The sequence below is a fragment of the Streptomyces niphimycinicus genome (genome assembly GCF_018883605.1).
Lineage (GTDB): Bacteria > Actinomycetota > Actinomycetes > Streptomycetales > Streptomycetaceae > Streptomyces > Streptomyces niphimycinicus.
In genome coordinates this window covers 59018-82542 of the sequence record NZ_JAHLEM010000001.1, presented here as the reverse complement: position 1 = coordinate 82542, position 23525 = coordinate 59018, and the positions used below count along the sequence as shown (strand labels likewise).

The window sequence follows — 23525 nt, the reverse complement described above, 5'->3', positions numbered from 1 at the left end:
ATGTCGTGCAGGCTGCCGAGGGCCTCCACGCCCGACCGGTACTGGCAGATGCTGCGCGACGGCGTGGACGCGGTGGGGGAGGCGCCCCCGGACCGCTGGCCCGGCTCCGCGCTGCCCCACCGCTTCGGCGCCTTCCTCGACGACATCGCCACCTTCGACGCGGCGTTCTTCGGTGTCTCCCCCCGTGAGGCTGCCGCGATGGACCCACAGCAGCGACTGCTGCTGGAACTGAGCTGGGAGGCCCTGGAACACGCCCGGATCGTCCCGGCACGGCTGCGTGGCACCGCGACGGGCGTGTACGTCGGCGCGATGTGGGACGACTACGCGACCGTGCTGCACCGGGCCGGTACGGACGCGATCGACCAGCACACGATGGCGGGCACCGGCCGGGGCGTCATGGCCAACCGCGTCTCGCATACGCTCGGGCTGCGCGGCCCCAGCATGACCGTGGACACCGCCCAGTCGTCCTCGCTGGTCGCCGTGCATCTGGCCTGCGAGAGCCTGCGCCGCGGCGAGTCCGCCACCGCCATCGCCGGCGGGGTGAACCTCAACATCCTCGCCGAGACCACCCTGGGAGCGGCCAGGTTCGGCGGACTGTCGCCGCAGGGCCGCTGCTTCACCTTCGACGCGCGGGCCGACGGCTATGCGCGCGGTGAGGGCGGCGCGCTGCTGGTGCTCAAGACGCTGTCCGACGCCCTCGCCGACGGCGACGAGATCCACAGCGTCATCCTCGGCGGCGCCGTCAACAACGACGGCGGCGACACCCGGCTCACCGTGCCCAGCGCGGCGGCCCAACGACAGGTCGTCGAAGAGGCGCACCGGCAGGCGGGCGTCGACCCTTCGGACGTGCTGTACGTCGAACTGCACGGCACCGGCACCAGGGTCGGCGACCCCGTCGAGGCGCGGGCGCTCGGCTCGGCACTCGGCGCACACCGCCCGCCCGACCAGCCGCTGCTGGTGGGCTCGGCCAAGACCAACATCGGCCACCTGGAGGGCGCGGCGGGCATCGCCGGCCTGCTCAAGGTGGTGCTGAGCATCCGGCATCGGCAGTTGCCGCCCAGCCTGAACTTCGAGCGGGCGAACCCGGAGATCCCGCTGTCCGAACTGCGCCTGCGCGTGCAGACCGAACGGGACGCCTGGCCGTCCGGGCGACGACTCCTCGCCGGGGTCAGCTCGTTCGGCATGGGCGGCACCAACTGCCACCTCGTGCTCGCCGAACCTCCGGCCCGCGACAGCGCACCGCGCGCCCGCTCCGAGGGTGAGGTGCCGTGGCTGGTCTCGGGCCCCACACCGGACGCCTTGCGCGCCCAGGCGTCCGCCCTGCTGTCCTGGCTGGACGCCTGCCCCGAAGCCGACCCCCGTGCCGTCGGGCTGTCGCTCGCCCTGACCAGGACGCACTTCGAGCACCGCGCCGTGGTACGTGGTCCGGGCCTCGCCGAGTACCGGCGCTCACTGGCCGACCTCGCGGAGGGCCGGCCGCCGGCCGACACCGGGACCGAGTGGCTGACCGGACTGCCCGGCGACCCGGCCGGCTTCACCGACCTCCCCACGTACGCCTTCACCAGGCAGCGGTACTGGGCCGGCGAGAGCGCGGTGCCGGTGCCGAGGGCCGCGCCGAAGGACCTGCTGGAGCTGGTCCGCACCCAGGTCGCGATCGAACTGGGTTTTGTCACCGGCGAGTCGATCGACCCGGAGCTGACCTTCGAGGACCTCGGGGTCGACTCCGTCGGCCTGACGAAGATCAGCGCCGCCCTCAGCACGGCCACCGGCCTTCGCCTGACGTACCGCCCGATGTTCCGGTACCCGACCCCCGAACGGCTCGCGGGCTTCCTGCGCGCGGAACTGGCGGGCGCCCGGCCCACCGAACCGATGCCCGCCCTGACGACCGCGGACCCGGCCCCGGCCCCGACGGCGGACGACCCGACCTCGGACGACCCGATCGTGGTCGTGGGCATGGCCTGCCGCTACCCCGGTGGCGTGCGCTCGCCGGAGGACCTCTGGCAACTGGTCAGCGAGGGCCGCGACGCCATCACTCCCTTCCCCGCCGACCGGGGCTGGGACATCGAGCGGCTCTACGACCCCGACCCCGACCACCCGGGCACCTCCTACACCCGGCACGGCGGCTTCCTGCACGACGCCGACCGGTTCGACGCCGACTTCTTCGGCATCAGCCCACGCGAGGCCGCCGCGATGGATCCGCAGCAGCGCCTGCTGCTGGAGGTGTCCTGGGAGGGCATCGAGCGGACCGGGACGGACCCGACGACCCTGCGCGGCAGCCGCGTCGGGGTGTTCGTCGGCGCGACCTCCCAGGAGTACGGCCCCCGACTGCACGCCGCCGACAGCGGCACCGAGGGCTACCGGCTGACCGGCAGCACGGTCAGCGTCCTGTCCGGCCGGGTCGCCTACACGCTCGGCCTGCTCGGCCCGGCCGTCACCGTGGACACCGCGTGTTCCTCGTCGCTGGTGGCCGTGCACCTGGCGACGCAGGCGCTGCGCCAGGGCGAGTGCACGCTGGCCCTCGCCGGCGGGGTCACGGTGATGGCGAACCCGGGCATGTTCGTGGAGTTCAGCCGCCAGCGCGGGCTGGCACCGGACGGCCGTTGCAAGCCCTTCTCGGCGAGCGCCGACGGCACCGCGTGGGCCGAGGGCGCGGGTGTGCTGGTCCTCGAACGGCTGTCCGACGCGCGGCGCAACGGCCACCGGGTGCATGCCGTCCTCGCCGGCTCGGCCATCAATTCCGACGGCGCGAGCAACGGACTCACCGCGCCCAACGGCGCCGCCCAGGAAAGCCTGATCCGCCAGGCCCTCGCCGCCGCCGGACTGGCCGCCCACGAGGTCGACGCGGTGGAGGCGCACGGCACCGGCACCACCCTCGGCGACCCGATCGAGGCCGAGGCCCTGCTGTCCACCTACGGCCAGGGCCGGCCCGCCGGACGTCCGCTGTGGCTGGGCTCGCTGAAGTCCAACATCGGACACGCCCAGGCCGCGGCCGGCGTCGCCGGCATGATCAAGATGATCACCGCCATGCGGCACGGGTCGCTGCCGGGGACCTTGCACGCAACCGCCCCGTCCCCGCACGTGGACTGGTCGGCGGGCGACATCGCGCTGCTGCGCGAGTCCGTGCCATGGCCCTCGTCCGGCCGGCCGCGCCGCGCCGGGGTGTCCTCGTTCGGCATCAGCGGCACCAACGCGCACGTGATCCTCCAGGAGCCTTCGCCCGACGAGCGCCCGCGGCCGCCGCGCCCCGCACCCGGCGCCGTACCCGTCGTGCTGAGCGCCAAGAACGACGACGCCCTGCGCGAGCTGGCCGGCCGGCTGTCCGCGCTCGACGCCGAGCCGGTCGACCTCGCCTTCTCGCTGGCGACCACCCGTACCGCCTTCCCCCAGCGGGCCGCCATCGTGGCCGAGGACCGGGCGCGACTGCGGGCCGGACTGTCCGCGCTCATCGAGGGCAGGTCCACGCCGGACGTGCTGCGGGCGAGCGCGAAGGCCGCGGGCGGCACGGCCTTCCTGTTCACCGGCCAGGGCAGCCAACGGGTGGGCATGGGGCGTGAACTGTACGTCGCGTACCCGGCCTTCGCCGACGCGCTCGACGAGGTGTGCGCGCTGTTCGACCCGCACCTGGACCGCTCGCTGCGCGAGGTGATGTTCACCGACGAGTCCGGGCTGCTCGACCGGACCCGCTACACCCAGGCGGCCTTGTTCGCCCTGGAGGTGGCCCTGTTCCGGCTGGTGGGGCACTGGGGCCTGCGCCCGGACCACCTGCTGGGGCACTCGGTCGGCGGGATCGTCGCCGCGCATGTGGGCGGCGCGCTGTCGCTGCCGGACGCGGTCCGGCTGGTCGAGGTGCGCGGCCGGCTGATGCAGGCGCTGCCCGCCGGCGGCGCGATGTTCACCGTACGCGCCTCCGCCGAGGAGGTCGCCGCGCTGCTCGACGGCCACGAGGACTCGGTGGGCATCGCCGCGGTCAACGGCCCCGGCTCCGTGGTGATCTCGGGCGACGAGGGCCCGGCGCGCCGCATCGCCGAGCAACTGGGCGGGCGGGTACGGCGGCTGCGGTCCAGCCACGCCTTCCACTCGCCGCATATGGCCGCGATGCTGGAGGACTTCCGCCGGGAACTCGGGGAACTCCACGCCACGGCCCCGCACATCCCCGTCGTCTCCGACCTGACCGGCGGCCTCGCGACACCCGCGCAACTGGGCTCACCGGACTACTGGGCCCGGCACGTGCGCGAAACCGTCCGGTTCGAGGCGGGCCTGCGCCACCTCGACGCCCAGGGCACGACGGGCTATCTGGAGCTGGGGCCGGACGCGGTGCTCGCCGTACCGGCGGGTGAGGTCGCCACCGATGCCACCGCCGTCGCCGTCCCCGCGCTCCGGCACGACCAGTCCGAGGTGCGGACCCTCGCCACCGCCGTCGCGCATCTGGGCGCCCGCGGTGTGCCGGTCGACTGGCCGGCGTACTTCGCCGGCCGGGAGCCGCGCCAGGTCGAGCTGCCGACCTATCCCTTCCAGCGCCGGCGCTTCTGGCTCACCGGCGCCGCCTCCACGGCGGCCGGGCATCCTTGGCTGACCGACGTGACCGAACTGGCCGACGAGCAGGGCTGGCTGGCCACCGGACGACTGTCCGCCCAGGACACCCCGTGGCTGTCGGAGCATGTCGTGGCGGGCAGGGAACTGCTGCCCGCGGTCGCCTTCGCCGAACTGGCCCTGTACGTCGCCGGCCGGGCCGGTGCCGAACACATCGCCGAACTCACGATCGAGCAGCCGCTCATCGTGTCCGAAGCGGACGGCACGGACCTCCAGGTGGTCGTACGGCCGGTGAACGCGTCCGGCCAGTACCCGTTCACCGTGTTCGCCCGGGGCGAGCACGACCCCGACTGGACCCGACACGCCACCGGCGCCCTGGATTCCGGCGCCGCCGCACCGCCGCCCCCCATGCCCGAGCAGTGGCCGCCGGCCGGTGCCGAGCCGCTGGACCTGACCGACGCCTACCCGCGCCTGGCCGGGCTCGGCTACGACTACGGCCCCGGCTTCCAGGGCCTGCGCGCCGCGTGGCGGTCCGGCGCCGACGTCTATGCCGAGGTCGAACTGGCCGCCGAGCCGGGCCGGTTCGGTCTGCATCCCGCCCTGCTCGACCCCTGTCTGCACCCCGTGGTGCTCGGATTGCTCGGCCGGGCCCGTACCGGTCTGCTGCCCTTCTCCTTCACCGGCGTGACCCGGTACGCCGTAGGCGCGAGCGCACTGCGCGTCCGGCTCACCACGACCGGCGACGACACCGTCGCGCTCACCGTCGCCGACACCTCCGGGGAACCGGTCCTGGCCGTCGCGTCGCTGGCGCTGCTGGCCATGGACACGAGCGTGCCCGACGCACTGCACACGGTCGAGTGGGTGCCCCGCACCACGGACGGTACGGGCGTCCGGGCCGAGGGCCGGACACCGGTGGTCGCGGAGACGACCGTGTCCGCCGGTCTCGACGCCGGCACCCCGGCCGCGGACGTCCTGCTCGTCGACTGCGCGTCCGAGCGGCCCTCGCACGACGTCATCGGCCGGGCGCACGCCCTGACGGCCGGGCTGACCGCCCTGATCCAGGACTGGCTGACCCAGGAGCGGTTCGCGGGCACCAGGCTGGCGGTGCTCACCAGTGGCGCGGTCGCCGTGGAGTCCGACCCGGAGATCGAGGATCCCTCGGGCGCGGCGGTCTGGGGCCTGGTGCGCACGGCCCAGCTCGAACATCCCGGGCGGTTCCTGCTCATCGACGCCAAGCCGGCCGACCGGGCGGACATCCATGCCGCTTTGGCGGGCGCCCCGGCCACTCCAGTTGTCGGCGAGCCCCAGTTGGCGCTGCGCGACGGCCGGCTCTTCGTGCCGCGCGTTCGCCGTCTGCGCCCCGTCCGCGAGGACTCGCGGAGCCTGAACGGCACGGTCCTGATCACCGGCGGGACCGGTGGCCTCGGCGGACTGCTCGCCCGGCACCTCGTCACCGCCCACGGGGTGCGCGACCTGGTACTGACCAGCCGGGCCGGCCGGAACTCGCCCGGCGCGGCCGAACTGGAGGCCGAGCTCACCGCATCGGGCGCCACCGTGACGGTCGCGGCGTGCGACGCGGCGGACCCGGGCGCGCTGGCGGACCTGCTCGCGACACTGCCCGACCTGGACGCCGTCGTCCACACGGCCGGTGTGCTCGACGACGCCACCCTCACGTCGATCACCCCGCAGCAGATCGCCACCGTCATGCGCCCCAAAGTGGACGCCGTCGTACACCTGGACCGGCTCACCCGCGACCGCGACCTGTCCGCGTTCGTCGTCTTCTCCTCCGCGGTCGCCGCACTCGGCAACCCCGGACAGGCGGTCTACGCGGCGGCCAACGCGTTCCTGGACGCCTTCGCCCGGCACCGCGGTGCACAGGGCCGGCCGGCGCTGTCACTGGGCTGGGGACTCTGGGCCGACGGCGTCGGCATGGCAGGGCAGATGAATCCGGCCGAGGAAGCCCGTATGCGACGCGGCGGACTGGGGGCGATCAGCGCGGCGGAGGGACTCGCCCTCTTCGACGCGGCCCTGTCCGGCGAGCACGCCCATGTGCTGCCGGCCAGGCTCACCCGCCGCAGCCCCGCACGGTCCACGCCCACACCGGGCGACGGCCTGCCCGGTCTGCTCGCACGCCCCGAGCCCGAGCGCGCCCGCGCCGCACTCGACCTCGTCCGCACGGAAGTGGCGGCCCTGCTCGGCCACTTCGATCCGGGGACTCTCGACCCGGATCACTCCTTCAAGGACCTCGGGTTCGACTCCCTCACCGGGGTCGAGTTCCGCAACCGGCTGCACACCCTCACCGGGCTCCGGCTCCCCGCCACGATCGTCTTCGAATACCCGACCCCCACCGCGCTGGCGGGTCATCTGCTGGACGCGATCGCCGGAACCGGGTCCGCCGACGAGCCGGACCGCACCCCCGTGTCGCCTTCCCCTTCCACCTCCACTTCCCCTTCACCTGCCACCTCCACCTCCACCTCCACCGACGACGATCCGATCGTCATCGTCGGCATGGCCTGCCGCTATCCGGGCGGGGTGCGCTCCCCGGAGGACCTGTGGCGACTGGTCGTCGAGGGCACCGACGCGATCTCGGACTTCCCCACCGACCGGGGATGGGACCTCGCAACGCTCTACGACGAGGACCCGACGACGACCGGCACCAGCTACACCCGGCACGGCGGCTTCCTCTACGACGCGGCCGACTTCGACGCCTCCTTCTTCGGCATCGGGCCACGGGAGGCCCTGGCCACCGACCCGCAGCAGCGCCTGCTGCTGGAGACGGCGTGGGAGGGCCTGGAGCACGCCGGGATCGTCCCGGCGTCCCTGCGCGGCAGCGCCACCGGTGTCTTCACCGGCGTCATGTACCACGACTACGCGGGCAGGCTGCTGTCCGCTCCCGACGACCTGGAAGGCCATCTGCTGATCGGCAACCAGGCGAGCGTCGCCTCCGGCCGGGTGGCGTACGTGCTCGGCTGCGAGGGGCCCGCGGTCACCGTGGACACGGCCTGTTCCTCGTCCCTGGTGGCGCTGCACCTGGCCGCGCAGGCGCTGCGGTCCGGCGAGTGCTCGCTGGCTCTGGCGGGCGGTGTGGCCGTGATGGCCACGCCGCACACGTTCGTCGAGTTCAGCAGGCAGGGCGCGCTGTCTCCGGACGGCCGGTGCAAGTCCTACGCCGACGCCGCCGACGGCACCGGCTGGTCCGAGGGCGTCGGCATGGTGGTGGTGGAACGGCTGTCCGACGCCCGGCGCAACGGACATCAGGTGCTGGCGGTGGTCCGGGGGAGTGCCGTCAACCAGGACGGCGCGTCCAACGGGCTCACCGCGCCGAACGGCATGGCCCAGCAGCGGGTGATCCGGCAGGCGCTGCACAACGCGGGTCTCACCGCCTCGGACGTCGACGCCGTGGAAGGACACGGCACCGGAACCCGGCTCGGCGACCCGCTCGAGGTGCGGGCGCTGCTGGCCACCTACGGCCGCCGGCGGCCGGCGGACCGCCCCCTTTGGCTCGGCTCGGTGAAGTCCAACCTCGGCCACACCCAGGCCGCCGCGGGCGCGGCGGGCGTCATCAAGATGGTGCAGGCGATGCGGTACGGCGTACTGCCGCGGACCCTGCATGTCGACCGGCCGACATCCCAGGCGGAATGGTCGACGGGATCGCTGCGGCTGCTGACCGAGCCACAGGCGTGGCCGGACGCCGACCGGCCACGGCGGGCGGCGGTGTCCTCGTTCGGCGTGAGCGGAACCAACGCACACGTCGTCCTCGAAGCCCCGGAACCCGCCGACACCGCCGCACCGGTGGGCACCGACGAGATGGCCCCGGTGCCGTGGGTGCTCTCGGCCAAGTCCCCCGAGGCACTGCGCGCGCAGGCCGCCCGGCTCCTGGACGTCGTCGACGAACGGGACGTCACGGACGTCGCCCTGTCGCTGGCGACCACCCGCACGGTGTTCGAACACCGTGCCGTCGTCGTCGGCGCGGACCACGCCCGTCTGCGGGCCGGACTCGTGGCCCTGACCGAGGGGCGGGAGGTGCCGGGCGTGCTGACCGGCGCGGCGAGCGAGGACCGCCCGGTGGTGTTCGTGTTTTCCGGGCAGGGCACGCAGTGGGCCGGAATGGCGGCCGAACTGCTCGACGCCTCACCCGTGTTCGCCGCCCGGATGGCCGAGTGCGCCACCGCGCTGCGCCCGTTCGTCGACTGGTCCCTGCTCGACGTCGTCCGGGACCGGTCCGAACTGGACCGGGTGGACGTGGTCCAGCCGGTCCTGTTCGCGGTCATGGTGTCCCTGGCCGAGCTGTGGCGCTCGTACGGAGTGACCCCGGCCGCCGTCGTCGGACACTCCCAGGGCGAGATCGCCGCCGCCTGCGCCGCGGGTGCGCTGTCCCTCACCGACGCGGCCCGGGTCGTGGCCGAACGCAGCAAGTGCCTGCGCCGGCTGTCCGGCACGGGCGGGATGCTGTCGGTCACGCTCCCGGCCGACGAGATCGCGCGGCTGCTGGAACCCTTCGACGGCCGGCTGTCGATCGCGGCGGTCAACGGCCCGGAGGCGGTGATCGTCTCCGGCGACGTCGGCGCGCTCGAGGAACTCGAACGCGAGCTGTCCCGCCGGGGCGCACTGCGCTGGCGACTGGCCGGAGTGGACTTCGCCGCCCACTCGGCACAGATCGAAACCCTCCAGGAGGAGATCGAGACCGTCCTCGCCGCCGTCACACCCCGGACGGCCACCGTCCCCTTCCACTCCAGCGTCACCGGCCGGCGGCACGACACCTCGACCCTCGACGCCGCCTACTGGTACCGCAACCTGCGTGAGCCGGTGCGGTTCGCCGAGGCCGTAGGGGACCTGGTCGGCCGGGGACTGACGCATTTCGTCGAGGTGAGCCCGCACCCGGTGCTGCTGCCCGCGGTCCAGGACGCCATGGACGCGGCCGGTGTGCCGGGTGCCGTGATCCCCTCGCTGCGGCTCGACGACGGCGGGCCGCAGCGGTTCCTGACGTCGCTGGCCGAGGCGCATGTGCACGGCGTCCCGGTCGACTGGACACCGGCGGCCCCCGGCGGGCACCGGGTCGATCTGCCCACCTACGCCTTCCAGCACCGCCGTTTCTGGCTGGAGCGGGGCACCGCGCCCACAGCGGACCCGGCCGGTCATCCGCTGCTGAGCGGTTGCGTCGTCCTCGCCGATGGCGCGGGCCTGGTGCTGACCGGCGACTGGTCCCCGGCCACGCATCCCTGGCTCGCCGACCACACGGTGCTGGGCTCGGTGGTGGTGCCGGGCGCGGCGCTGATGGAACTGGCCGTGTGGGCGGGCGACCAGGTCGGGTGCGACCTCGTCGAGGAGCTGGTCCTCCAGGCGCCGCTGACGGTGCCGGAGCACGGTGTCCGGGTGCAGATACGGGTGGGCGCGGCGGACGGGACCGGTCGCCGTGAACTGACCGTGCACTCCCGATCGGCCGACGAGGACTGGCGACTGCACGCCGACGGCTCCCTCACGACCTCCGGGCCGTACACCGTGGACCCGCCGGCGTGGCCACCGGACGGCGCCGCGCCGGTCGACGTGAGCGGGCTGTACGGGCGGCTGGCGGACATCGGCCTCGACTACGGGCCGGCGTTCCGGGGCCTTCGCGCGGTGTGGCGGCGCGACGCCGAACTGTTCGCCGAGGTCGAGCTGGCGCACGGCCTGGCAGCGGACGGGTTCGGTGTGCACCCGGCCCTGCTGGACTCCGCGCTGCACGCCCTCGAACTGGCCGCCGTCGAGGACGGCACACCGCTGCTGCCGTTCTCCTGGAACGGCTTCCGCCTGCACGCCACCGGCGCCTCGGTCCTCCGGGTCCGGCTACGGCCCGGCCGGACCGGCGGGATGTCGCTGACGGCGGTCGACCGCACCGGCGCACCGGTGATCTCGATGGACTCGCTGAGCACCCGGGCGGTGGCGGGGGTAAGGCCCCGCGTGGCCTCGCTGTACCGCGTGAACTGGGTCGAACGTACACCGGCGGTGGCGACGCCTCCCGGCGCGCGCTGGGCGGTCCTCGGCGCGGACGGCGCACTGCCCGGCGAGTCCTTCGCGGACCTCGACGCGGCGGCCGGGGCCGCGCCGGACGTGGTGCTCGCGGTCTGCCCGGTGTCCCAGGACGTGGTCACGGGCGTGCACGAGTCGGCCCACTGGGCGCTGTCGCTGCTGCGGTCCTGGATCGAGGACGAGCGGTTCTCCGCCGCACGGCTCGTGGTCGTGACGCGCGGTGCCATGGGCCCCGGCGACAACGTGGCGGCGGCACCGGTGTGGGGACTGGTCCGCTCGGCCCAGGCCGAACACCCGGACCGGTTCGTGCTGGTGGACCTCGACGACCACGAGGCGACGAGCGCCGTTCTGCCTGCCGCGCTCGATCTGGGCGAACCCCAACTCGTGATACGGCAGGGCACGGTCCGGGCACCCCGGCTCGAACCGGCGCCGACGCAGACGGCCGTATCGCCGACGGACCCCGACAACACCGGCGCCGCATCGCCGACGGACCCGGACAACACCGGCGCCGCATCGCCGACGGACCCGGACAACACCGGCGCCGTATCGCCGATGGACCCCGCCGGCACCGTCCTGATCACGGGAGCCCCCGGCGCGCTGGGCAGCCTGGTCGCCCGCCATCTCGTCGCCGAACACGGTGTACGGCACCTGCTCCTGGCGAGCCGGCGCGGCCGGGCGGGCGACGACGCGGCCGCTCTGGAAGCCGAGTTGACCGCCCTGGGCGCCGAGGTCCGCCTCGCGGCATGCGATGTCTCCGACCGGGCCGCCCTGGCCGCGCTGCTGGCGACGGTGCCGGCGGAGCACCCCCTGGTCGCGGTGGTGCACGCGGCGGGCGTACTGGACGACGGCGTGCTCTCGTCGCTGACCGACGAGCGGATGGACCGGGTGCTGCGGCCGAAGTCGGACGCCGCGTGGTGGCTGCACGAGCTGACCCGTGAGGCCGACCTGTCCGCGTTCGTCCTGTTCTCCTCGGTGGTCGGGGTGCTGGGCAACCCGGGCCAGAGCAACTACGGGGCGGCGAACGCGTTCCTGGACGCGCTCGCCGAACTGCGCCGCGATCAGGGGCTGGCGGCCCAGTCGCTCGCGTGGGGGCTGTGGGCCGAGACCGGCCGGATGACCGAGCATCTCGACGCCACCGAGCTGCGCCGACGGCTCGCCCGGACCGGCGTCTCCCCCCTGTCCACAGCGCATGGCCTCGCGCTCCTGGACGCGGCCCTCGGCCGGCCGGACGCCGTACTGGTGGCCGCCCGGCTGGAGACGGCCGCCTCCCGCTCCGCCGACACCGGCCCCATGCTGCGCGGCCTGATGCCGGCACCCCTACGGCGCGTGGTGGACGACGGCGCGGCCGGGACGAGCCTGGCGGAACGCCTGGCCGCCATGCCGGAGGCCGCGCGCGAACGGACCGTGATGGATCTGGTGCAGCGGCAGACGGCCCTGGTGCTGGGCCACGACCGACCCGACGCCGTCCGGATGGACCGGGCCTTCAAGGAGATCGGGTTCGACTCGCTGGGCGCGGTGCAGCTCAGGAACAGACTGGGCGCGGAGACCGGGCTGCGGATATCCGCGTCCGTGGTGTTCGACCACCCGACCCCGCTCGCGCTCGCCACCCACCTGCGCGGCGAACTCCTCGGTGGGCGACCCCCCGTAGGGGAAGCCCCGGCCACGCGGAGCGCCGACGCGGTGTCGGCGGCCGACGAACCGATCGCGATCATCGGCATGGCGTGCCGGCTCCCGGGCGGTGTGCGCTCCCCCGAGGACCTGTGGGAGCTGCTGCTCCGGGGCGAGGACGCCATCGGCGAGTTCCCCGCCGACCGCGGCTGGGACGTCGGTGAGCTGTACCACCCCGATCCCGACCGCCCCGGCAGGAGTTACACGCGCGCCGGCGGCTTCCTCTACGATGCCGCGGACTTCGACCCGCAGTTCTTCGACATCAGCCCGCGCGAGGCGCTCTCCACCGACCCGCAGCAGCGGCTGCTCCTGGAGACCTCCTGGGAGGCGTTCGAACGGGCCGGAATCGACCCCGAGACGGTGCGAGGCAGCCGCACCGGGGTCTTCGCCGGGATGATGCACCAGGACTACGGCTCCCGCCTGCGCAAGGTGCCCGAGGAACTGGAGGCGTACATGGGCATCGGCAGCGCGGGCGGTGTGGCCTCCGGCCGCGTGGCCTACACATTCGGCCTGGAAGGCCCCGCGGTGACCGTCGACACCGCGTGCTCGTCCTCGCTGGTGGCGCTGCACCTGGCCGCGCAGGCGCTGCGCAACGGCGAATGTTCGCTGGCGCTCGCGGGCGGGGCCACGGTGATGTCCACGCCCAGCCTGTTCGTCGAGTTCAGCAGGCAGCGGGCGCTGTCCCCGGACGGCCGGTGCAAGTCGTTCGGCGAGAGTGCCGACGGGGCCGGCTGGGCCGAGGGCGTGGGCATGCTGCTCGTGGAGCGGCTGTCGGACGCCCGGCGCAACGGGCACACCGTCCACGCGGTGATCCGCGGGTCGGCGGTCAACCAGGACGGCGCCTCGAACGGGATGACCGCGCCGAACGGCCCCGCCCAGCAGCGGGTGATCCGTCAGGCGCTGGCGGCGGCCCGGCTCTCCGAGTCCGACGTGGACGTGGTGGAGGCGCACGGCACCGGCACGGCCCTGGGCGATCCGATCGAGGCGCAGGCCCTGCTGGCGACCTACGGCCGGGACCGGGAGCGCCCGCTGTGGCTCGGATCGGTCAAGTCGAACATCGGACACACCCAGGCCGCGGCCGGTGTCGCCGGAGTGATCAAGACGGTCCTCGCCCTGCGGCACGCGACCCTGCCCCGGACCCTGCACGCCGACACGCCGACACCCCACGTGGACTGGTCCGCCGGTTCGGTACGGCTGCTGACCGAGACCCGGCCGTGGCCCGAGGACGGCCGTCCGCGCCGCGCCGCGGTGTCCTCGTTCGGGATCGGCGGCACCAACGCGCACCTGGTCCTGGAACAGGCTCCGGCCGACGACCGGGCCGACCCGCCGACCGACGCGCGGCCCGCCGATCGGCTCGCTGCCGGGGCGCCGCTGCCGTGGATCCTCTCCGCGCGCACCGAGCCCGCACTGCGCGCCCAGGCCGCCCGCCTGCTGCCGGCCGCCGACCGCGCCGTACCGGACATCGGGTACTCGCTCGCCACCACCCGAAAGGCGTTCGAGCACCGGGCGGTCGTCCTCGGCAGCGACGCGGCGGCGATGCGCCGCGGGCTGACCGCGCTCGCCGCGGGCGGTGCCGACCCGGACCTGGTCCAGGGCGTGGCCGACACCGGCGGACAGGTCGCGTTCGTCTTCCCCGGCCAGGGCTCGCAGTGGCCCGGGATGGCCTCGGAACTGCTCGACTCGTCCCCGGTCTTCCGGCAGGAGATCGAGGCGTGCGCCGAGGCGCTGGCGCCGTACGTGGACTGGTCCCTGACGGACGTCCTGCGCGACGGACACGGCCTGGACCGGGTGGACGTCGTCCAGCCCGCGCTGTTCGCCATGATGGCGGGACTGGCCGCGCTGTGGCGCTCCTACGGAGTCCGTCCCGCCGCGGTGGCCGGACACTCCCAGGGCGAGATCGCCGCCGCGTACGTGGCCGGTGCGCTGTCGTTGCCGGACGCCGCACGCGTCGTCGCCCTGCGCAGCCGGGCCCTGGCGACGTTGTCCGGCAAGGGCGGCATGGTCTCCGTCCCGCTCCCGCTCGACCAGGTCCTGGCCCGCGCCGAGGCATGGGGCGAGCGGCTGTCCGTGGCCGCGGTCAACGGGCCGAGCGCGGTCGTGGTGTCCGGCGAGACCGGGGCCCTCGAAGGACTGCTCGCCCAGTGCCAGGCCGACAAAGTGCGCGCCCGCCGGATCGCGGTGGACTACGCCTCCCACTCGGCGCAGGTCGAAGAGGTCCGCGAACAGTTGCTGACCGACCTCGCGCCGATCACCCCGCGCCCGGCGGAGATTCCGCTCCAGTCCACGGTCACCGGCGAGCGCATCGACACCACCGTCATGGACGCCGCGTACTGGTACCGCAACCTGCGCCTGACGGTGCGCCTGGAGGAGGTCGTGCGCGGGCTCGCCGAGGCCGGCATCGGCGCCTTCATCGAGATGAGCCCGCACCCCGTCCTCACGGCCGCCATCCGGGCGACCGCGAACGACACGGCCGTGATCGGCTCGCTGCGAAGGGACGACGGCGGCCAGGACCGGTTCCTCGCCGCGCTGGCCGAGGCGTATGCGCGTGGCGTCGACGTGGACTGGTCCAAGGTCTTCGCCGGGCTGCCCACGCGCCGGGTGGACCTGCCGACCTATCCGTTCCAACGGCAGCGGTACTGGCTGCCGAGCGGCGAGGAGACTCCGGCGGACGACGCGTTCTGGACGGCGGTGGACAGCGGTGACGTCGACGAGTTGGGCCGGACGCTGTCGCCGTACGCCGTGGAGGGGGACCACGACCCGGAGGCGCTGCGCACGGTGATGTCCATGCTGGCCGCCTACCGGCGGACTCGGCGCGAGGCGACGGCCGTGGACTCGTGGCGGTACCGGATCGCCTGGCGCCCGATGCTCGGGACACCGTCGGCGTCGTTGTCCGGCACCTGGCTCGTGGTGGTCCCCCTCCACGGCGTACGGCGGGAATGGGCCGACGGCTGCCTGGACGCGCTGACCGCGGCGGGCGCACGGGTCGTCCCGGTCGAGGTGGACCCCGCCGGCACCGGCCGCAACGCACTCGCCGCCCGGCTCCGGGACGCCACCGATACCCCCGTGGACGGTGTGCTGTCGCTGCTGTCGCTGGACGAACGGCCGACTCCCGTCGTCCCGGCCGGTTTCACCGGCACGGTCGCCCTGGTGCAGGCGCTCGGCGACGCGGGCCTGACCGCTCCGCTGTGGTGCGCCACCCGCGGCGCCGTGGCGGTGGGCGACGGCGAACCCCTCGCCAGTGCCCGGCAGGCGCTGGTGTGGGGGCTGGGCCTGGTGGCCTGCGTGGAGCATCCCGACCGCTGGGGCGGACTGGTCGACCTGCCCGAGACCATGGACGCCCGCGCCGGGGCGGGCCTGTGCGCGCTGCTCGCCGCGACGACGGGCGAGGACCAAGCGGCGGTGCGCCCCTCCGGGGTGTCCGTGCGCCGGCTGGTGCGCGCCGGCCGTGCTCCGGACAGCGACTCGCCGTGGTCCCCCCGAGGGACGGTGCTGGTCACCGGCGGCACCGGAGCCCTCGGGGCGCAGGTGGCCCGCTGGCTGGCACGTCAGGGAGCCGAACACCTCCTGCTGGTGAGCCGCTGCGGCCCGGACGCACCGGGCGCGCCGGAACTCGAGGCGGAGCTGACCGGCCTCGGCGCCCGGGTCACCCTGGCCGGGTGCGACGTGTCCGACCGCGCGGCCCTGGCCGAACTGCTCGCCACGGCGCCCGACCTGTCGGCGGTGGTGCACACGGCCGCCGTGCTCGACGACGGCACGGTCGGCGCCCTCACACCGGACCAGTTGGACCGCTCGCTGCGGGTCAAGATGGGCGGCGCGCTCAACCTGCACGACCTCACCCGGGACCGCCGGCTCTCCGCGTTCGTCATGTTCTCCTCGTTCGGCGGCACCATCGGGCTGCCCGGACAGGGGAACTACGCGCCGGGCAACGCCTTCCTGGACGCACTGGCCCGGCACCGCGCGGACCTCGGTCTCCCCGCGACCTCCGTGGCCTGGGGAGCGTGGGCCGGCGGCGGCATGGCCCGTGGCGCGGTCGCGGGAACCCTGCGACGGCACGGGCTGCCGGAGATGGAGCCGGAATCGGCACTCACCGCACTGGGCCGGGCCCTGGCGGCCGGCGAGACGTACGTGGCCGTCGCCGACGTCGACTGGCGGCGCTTCCACGTCGCCTTCACCGCGCTGCGGCCCAGCCCGCTGCTGCGGGAAGTGCCCGAGGCCCGCGAGATCACGGCGGAGATGACGGTCGCGGCGGAACCCGGCTCCGGCGAGACGTCCCTGGCCGAACGGCTCACCGCGCTGTCCGAGGAGGACCGCGCCCGCCGGCTGCTGGACCTGGTCGGTGCGCACGTCGCGGCCGTACTGGGGCACGCACGAGGCGAGGTGGCGGCGGACCGCGCCTTCCAGCAGCTCGGCCTCGACTCGGTCACCGGAGTCGAACTGCGCAACCGGCTCGGCGCCGCGACCGGTCTGACGCTCCCGGCGACCATGGTGTTCGACCATCCGTCACCCACCGCGCTGGCCGGGTACCTCGCGAGCCGGTTCGCCGACGGCGCCGAGGCACCGGGTGACGAGTTCGACCGGTTGACGGCGAGGCTCTCGTCGGCGAGCACCGCCGAGCGCGCCCACCTCACCATGAGGCTGCGTTCCCTGCTCGTGAAGTGGGGCGACTTCGGCGAGAACGGCACGGACCCGGCCGAGTCCCTGCGGGAGGCCGAGGACGACGAGCTGTTCTCGTTCATCGACAAGGACCTGGGAGTGTCATGACCACGAGTAACGAGGAGAGGCTCCGCGACTACCTCCGCAGGGTCACGGCGGATCTCCACAGGACCCAGCGACGGCTGGTCGAAGCGGAGTCTCGCGACCCGGAGCCGATCGCGATCGTCGCGATGAGCTGCCGGTACCCGGGCGGTGTGCGTTCCCCGGAAGACCTCTGGGAACTGGTCCACGCGGGAGACGAGGGCATCTCGCCCTTCCCCGCCGACCGCGGCTGGGACCTGTCCGCCCTGTACCACCCGGACCCCGACCACCCCGGCACCACCTACGTCCGCGAAGGCGGATTCCTGCACGACGCCGCCGACTTCGACGCCGCGTTCTTCGACATCTCCCCCCGCGAGGCCCTGGCCATGGACCCGCAGCAGCGGCTGCTCCTGGAGACCTCCTGGGAGGCGTTCGAACGCGCCGGGATCGACCCGGTGTCGTTGCGCGGCAGCGACACCGCGGTGTTCACCGGTGTCACCTACCAGGACTACCGGTCCCGTCTGCGGCAGGTGCCCGAGGAACTCCGGGGCCATCTGGTGACGGGGAACACCGCGAGCGTCGCGTCCGGCCGGGTGGCGTACACCTTCGGCCTGGAAGGCCCCGCGGTCACCCTGGACACCGCGTGCTCGTCGTCCCTGGTGGCACTGCACTGGGCGGCGCACGCACTGCGCTCCCGCGAGTGCTCGCTGGCCCTGGCCGGCGGGGTGGTGGTGATGGCCTCGCCCGAGATGTTCGTCGAGTTCGGCCGGCAACGCGGACTGTCGCGGGACGGCCGGTGCCGCGCCTTCGCCGCCGACGCGGGCGGTTTCGGCTCCGCCGAAGGCGTCGGGCTGCTCCTGCTGGAACGCCTCTCCGACGCCCGCCGCAACGGACATCCCGTCCTCGCGCTGCTCCGTGGCTCCGCGGTCAACCAGGACGGCGCCTCCAACGGGCTCACCGCACCGAGCGGACCGGCCCAGGAACGGGTCATCGGACAGGCGCTGACCGACGCCCGGCTGGCCGCGTCCGACGTGGACGCCGTGGAGGCGCACGGCACCGGAACCCAGCTCGGCGACCCCATCGAGGCACGGGCACTCCTGGCCACCTACTGCCAGGGGCGGGAGCGGCCGCTGTGGGTGGGGTCGGTCAAGTCGAACATCGGGCACACCCAGGCCGCCGCGGGCGCGGCGGGCGTGATCAAGATGGTGATGGCCCTCGGACACCGGATCCTGCCCAGGACGCTGCACGCGGACGACCCGTCGCCGCACGTGGACTGGTCGGGCAAGCTCGCGCTGCTCACCGAGCACGTGCCGTGGGCGCGGGACGACGGACGCCCGAGGCGGGCCGCGGTCTCGTCCTTCGGAGTCAGCGGCACCAACGCCCATGTGATTCTCGAAGAGGCCGGGCCCGAAGCGGCGCAGGCACCCCCCGCCACCGCCCCCGACCTGGTGCCATGGGTGCTGTCCGGCAGGACGCGGGACGCGCTGCGGGGCCAGGCGGTCCGGCTGGCGCGGTTCCTGCGCGCCACACCGGACGTGCCGGTCGCGGACGTCGGGTACAACCTGGCGACGACCCGTGCCGTACTCGAACACCGTGCCGTGGTGGTCGGGAACGATCGCGAGGAACTGCTGCGCGGGCTCGACGCGCTGGGCACGGGCACGCCCGCGGCCCATGTGGTGTGCGGCGCCGCGACGGCGACCGGCCGGATCGCCCTCGTCTTCCCCGGCCAGGGCACGCAGTGGACCGGAATGGCCCGTGAACTGCTGAAGACGGAACCGGTGTTCGCCGCCCGGATGGCGCAGTGCGCCGAAGCGGTGGGCGAGTACGTCGACTGGTCGGTCCTGGACGTGGTGCGCGGCGCCGAAGGCGCGCCCGGAACGGACCGGGTGGACGTGGTCCAGCCCGTGCTGTTCTCGATCATGGTGTCGCTGGCGGAGGTATGGCGCTCCTACGGCGTCGTGCCCGAGGCCGTCGTCGGGCACTCCCAGGGCGAGATCGCGGCCGCCTGTGTGGCGGGAGCCCTGTCACTGAACGACGCGGCACGGGTGGTCGTGACGCGCAGCAGGGCGCTGCGGCGACTGTGCGGCCGGGGCGGGATGCTCTCGGTGGTCGCACCGGCCGCCGAGGTGAGCGCCCTGCTGCGGCCGTGGGACGGCCGGCTGTGGGTCGCGGCGGTGAACGGCCCCGCCGCGGTGGCGGTCTCCGGCGACGCCGACGCCCTCCACGAGTTCGAACGCGAACTGTCCCGCCTGGGCGTACTGCGCTGGCGGCTGGCCGGAGTGGACTTCGCCGCGCACTCCGCGCACGTTGACGACATCCGGGCCGAGATCGAGGCCGGTCTCACCGGCATCGCGCCGCGCGAGAGCGATATCCCGTTCTACTCCACGGTGGACGGGGCCCGGCTGGATACGACCGCGCTGGACGGCGAGTACTGGTACCGCAACCTGCGGCACGTCGTCCGCTTCGAGGCCGCGGTCCGGGCACTGATCGGCGACGGGTTCACCGCCTTCGTCGAATCGAGCGCGCAGCCCGTGCTGACCGTCGGCACGCAGGACACCGCGGACGCCATGGGCGTGGAGATCGCCGCCGTGGGCACGCTCCGCCGTGACCAGGGCGGGCTGCGGCGGCTGCTCACCTCACTGGCCGACGCCCATGTCGCCGGCGTCCGCATCGACTGGACCAGGGCGTTCGGCGACACTCCCAGGCCCCATGCCGACCTGCCCACCTATGCCTTCCAGCGACAGCGCTACTGGCTGGCGGACACCGCCGAACCCGCCGACGCGGCCGGCCACGGGCTCGACGCCACCGGACACCCGCTGCTGGGCGCCGCGCTGGCACTGCCGGAGTCCGACGGCGTGGTACTCACCGGACGGCTCTCGCCGCGCTCCCACCCCTGGCTGGCGGACCACACCGTCTTCGGCTCGGTACTGGTGCCCGGCACCGCGCTCATCGACATGGCCATCCGTGCCGGGGACGAGGTCGGCTGCGGTCACCTGCGCGAACTCACCCTGGAAAAACCGCTGATGCTCGCGGAGACCGCCGCTGTCCACATCAGGGTGTCGGTGCAGGCCGCGGACGAGTCGGGCGACCGGCCACTGAGCGTGCACAGCCGCCCCGAGGACGCGCCACCGGGCACCGGCTGGACCCGGCACGCGGTCGGAGCCGTGACGTCGAGCGAGCCGGCGGAGCCCGCGGCGTCGGTCACGGAATGGCCGCCCACCGGCGCCACACCGGTGGACCTGGACGGCTTCTACGACCGGCTGGGCGACGCCGGACTGGGCTACGGCCCCGCGTTCCGGGGGCTGCGGGCCGTGTGGCGGCTCGGTGACGAGATCTTCGCCGAGGCGGAGCTGCCGGAGAACGCCGAGACCCGCGGCTTCGGGCTGCACCCCGTCCTGCTGGACTCCGTACTCCAGGCCCTCCTTCCCGACCTGCTCGACTCGGGCGTCGCCGGGACCGGACCGGGACAGGTCCGGCTGCCGTTCTCCTTCGCCGGAGTGAGCCTGCACGCCGTCGGCGCCGGCCGCGTGCGCGCCCGGATCTCGCCCGACGGCCGCGGTTCGGTGGCCGTCGAGGTGACCGACGGCTCCGGACAGCCGGTGGCGTTGGCGCGGTCGCTCGTGACGCGGGCGGTCACCGCCGGACAACTGCGCGGGGCGGGCGACTCGCTGTACCAGGTGCGGTGGACACCTGTCGCGGCCGGGGCGCCGTACGCCGGCCGGTGCGCGATCCTGGGGCCCGACGCGCTCGGCCTGCGCGCCGGACTCGAAGCGGCGGGAGTCCAGGTGGACATGTGCCCCGCACCGGACGCGCTGGGGGAGGCCGTACCCGACGTCGTGGTCGTGCCGGTCGACGGTCGCGACGGCGACACGAGGACAACCCTGCGCGAGACGCTCGAACTCGCCCAGCGGTGGCTCGGCGACGAGGCGTCGGGCGGGTCGCGGCTCGTGGTGGTGACGCGCGGCGCCGTCGCCACGTACGCCGGAGAGGACGTGCCGGACCTCGCCGCCGCGCCGACGTGGGGCCTGCTGCGAACCGCGCAGTCCGAACACCCGGACCGGTTCGTCCTGATCGATGTAGAAGACCCAGAAGACGCAAAAGACGCAAAAGGCCCAGAAGACTCGGAGAGCCTGGATGACACGGCGACGGACCGCGGCCGGGCGCTGGCCGACGCGGTGGGCTCCGGTGAGCCGCAAGTGGCCATCCGCGGCGGCGTCCCGCTCGCCCCGCGGCTGGTCCCCGCCGCCTCGGCCGACCGCCTGACACCGCCGTCGGACTCACGCACCTGGCGCCTGGAGACGGCGCGGACCGGCACGATCGGCGGCCTTGCCCTGGTCGACCACCCGCGGGCACGCGAGCCGCTGCCCGCCGGGCACGTCCGGATCGCCCTGCGCGCCGCCGGGCTCAACTTCCGCGACGTGCTGATCACCCTGGGCATGTATCCCGGCGAGGCGGTCATGGGCACCGAGGGCGCCGGGATCGTGCTGGAGACCGCTCCCGGCATCACCGACCTGCGACCCGGCGACCGGGTGTTCGGACTGCTGGCCGCGGGCGCCGGACCGGTCGTGGTGGTCGACCGGCGCACGCTCGCGGTGATGCCGGACGACTGGTCGTTCGTACAGGCCGCGTCGGTGCCCGCCGCCTTCCTGACGGCGTACTACGGCCTGGTCGACCTGGCGGGTCTGCGGCCGGGGCAGTCCGTCCTGGTGCACGCGGCGGCCGGCGGTGTGGGCATGGCGGCGGTCCAACTGGCCAGGCACCTCGGCGCCGAGGTGTTCGGCACCGCCGGCCCCACGAAGTGGGACGTGCTGCGCTCCTCCGGGCTGCCCGAGCGGCACATCGCCTCCTCCCGTACGACCGACTTCGAGGCGCGGTTCCGCGAAGTCACCGAGGGCGCGGGCGTGGACGTCGTACTCAACTCTCTGGTCCGGGATCTCATGGACGCGTCACTGCGGCTGCTGCCGCGCGGCGGCCGGTTCCTGGACATGGGCAAGACCGACGTCCGGACCCCCGCCGACGTGGCCGCCGCGCATCCGGGCGTGACCTACCGAGCGTTCGACCTGCTGGACGCGGGCCCGGAACGGATCGGGCGGATGCTCGAGGAGATCGTGGAGCTGTTCGAGCGAAAAGCCCTCCGACATCTGCCGCTGACCACCTATGACATCCGCAGGGCACCCGAGGCGTACCGGCACATGAGCCAGGCGCGGCACATCGGCAAGATCGTGTTCACGGTCCCGGCCGCGCTCGACCCCCAGGGCACCGTGCTCGTCACGGGCGGCACCGGAACGCTCGGCCGCGCGCTGGCCCGCCACCTCGTCACCGGACACGGCGCACGGCGACTGCTGCTGCTCAGCCGGCAGGGCATGCGGGCTCCCGGAGCGGACGACCTGGCGACCGAACTGACGGAGCTGGGCGCGGACGTGGCCGTGACCGCGTGCGATGTCACCGACCGCGCCGCCCTCGCGGACGTTCTGGCGACCGTGCCGGCCGACCACCCGCTCACCGCGGTCGTGCACACCGCGGGAGCCCTCGACGACGGTGTGGTCGAGTCGCTGACACCGCGTCGGCTCGACACGGTGACCCGCCCGAAGATCGACGCCGCGCGCCATCTGCACGAGCTGACCCGGGGCGCGGACCTGGCGTTCTTCGCCCTGTTCTCCTCCGCCGCCGGACTGCTCGGCGCGCCGGGACAGGGGAACTACGCGGCCGCCAACACCTTCCTGGACGCGCTCGCCCACCACCGGACCGCGCATGGGCTGCCGACGGTGTCGCTCGCCTGGGGCCTGTGGAGCGAGCGCAGCGGCCTGACGGGCCACCTGGGCGCCGCCGAACTGCGACGCAAGGCCCAGCGCGGAGTTCTGGGACTGTCCACCGAGGAAGGTCTCGCCCTGTTCGACGCCGCGCTGGGAACCGGCGAACCGGTGATGGCACCGGTCAGACTCGACACAGCCGCACTGCGCGGCACCCGGCTCCCGATGCTCCAGGGCGTCCTGGGAGCGCCGTCCCGGCGAGCCGTACGGAGCGCGGGCGATCCGGACTCGCTGACCCGACGCCTGCTCCGACTGCCGCCCGGCGAACGGCACCAGATGCTGGTGGACCTGGTGCGCGGCCACGCGGCGGCGGTGCTCGGCTTCGCGGGGCCGGACGAGATCGCGGCCCGGCGCGGCTTCCAGGAGCTGGGTTTCGACTCGCTCACCGGGGTCGAACTGCGCAACCGGCTCAAGGCGGCGACCGGCCTGCGGCTGCCCGCGACCCTCGTGTTCGACCACCCGAGCGCGTTCGCACTCGGCGAGTTCCTGCACGCACAACTCGTCCCGGACGGCCACGCCGACGCGCGGGACGTGCTCGCCGCGCTCCATGGACTGGAGAGCACCCTGGCCGGGCTCCCTTCCGACGCCGCGCCCCGCGCCCAGGTGATGGCGCGGCTGAGAGCCCTCCTGTCGGCCGAGAACGGCGCCCCGCCCGCCGACGGGATCGACCTCGACTCGGCGACCGACGACGAACTGTTCCACATGGTCGACGACCAGGCCGGAGGGTGACGCCGCATGGCGAACGACGAGAAACTCCACATGTCGAACGATGAGAAG

2 protein-coding genes are annotated in these 23525 nt (G+C 74.2%); both read left to right on the top strand.

The genetic code is table 11. The features are described from left to right. A complete protein-coding gene (locus KN815_RS00230; RefSeq protein WP_216338939.1) occupies window positions 1-16965 on the top strand; it encodes a type I polyketide synthase in 16965 nt (5654 codons plus the stop codon). Further along, a complete protein-coding gene (locus KN815_RS52520) occupies window positions 16962-23477 on the top strand; it encodes an SDR family NAD(P)-dependent oxidoreductase (protein ID WP_216338925.1) in 6516 nt (2171 codons plus the stop codon). The genes KN815_RS00230 and KN815_RS52520 overlap by 4 nt, the downstream gene beginning before the upstream one ends. Window positions 23478-23525: the final 48 nt, after the last annotated feature.

What these genes read in the sequence shown, in the direction of transcription:
- KN815_RS00230 (WP_216338939.1), top strand. Translation starts at nt 1, where the DNA reads ATGTCGTGCAGGCTGCCGAGGGCCTCCACGCCCGACCGGTACTGGCAG.
- KN815_RS52520 (WP_216338925.1), top strand. Translation starts at nt 16,962, where the DNA reads ATGACCACGAGTAACGAGGAGAGGCTCCGCGACTACCTCCGCAGGGTC.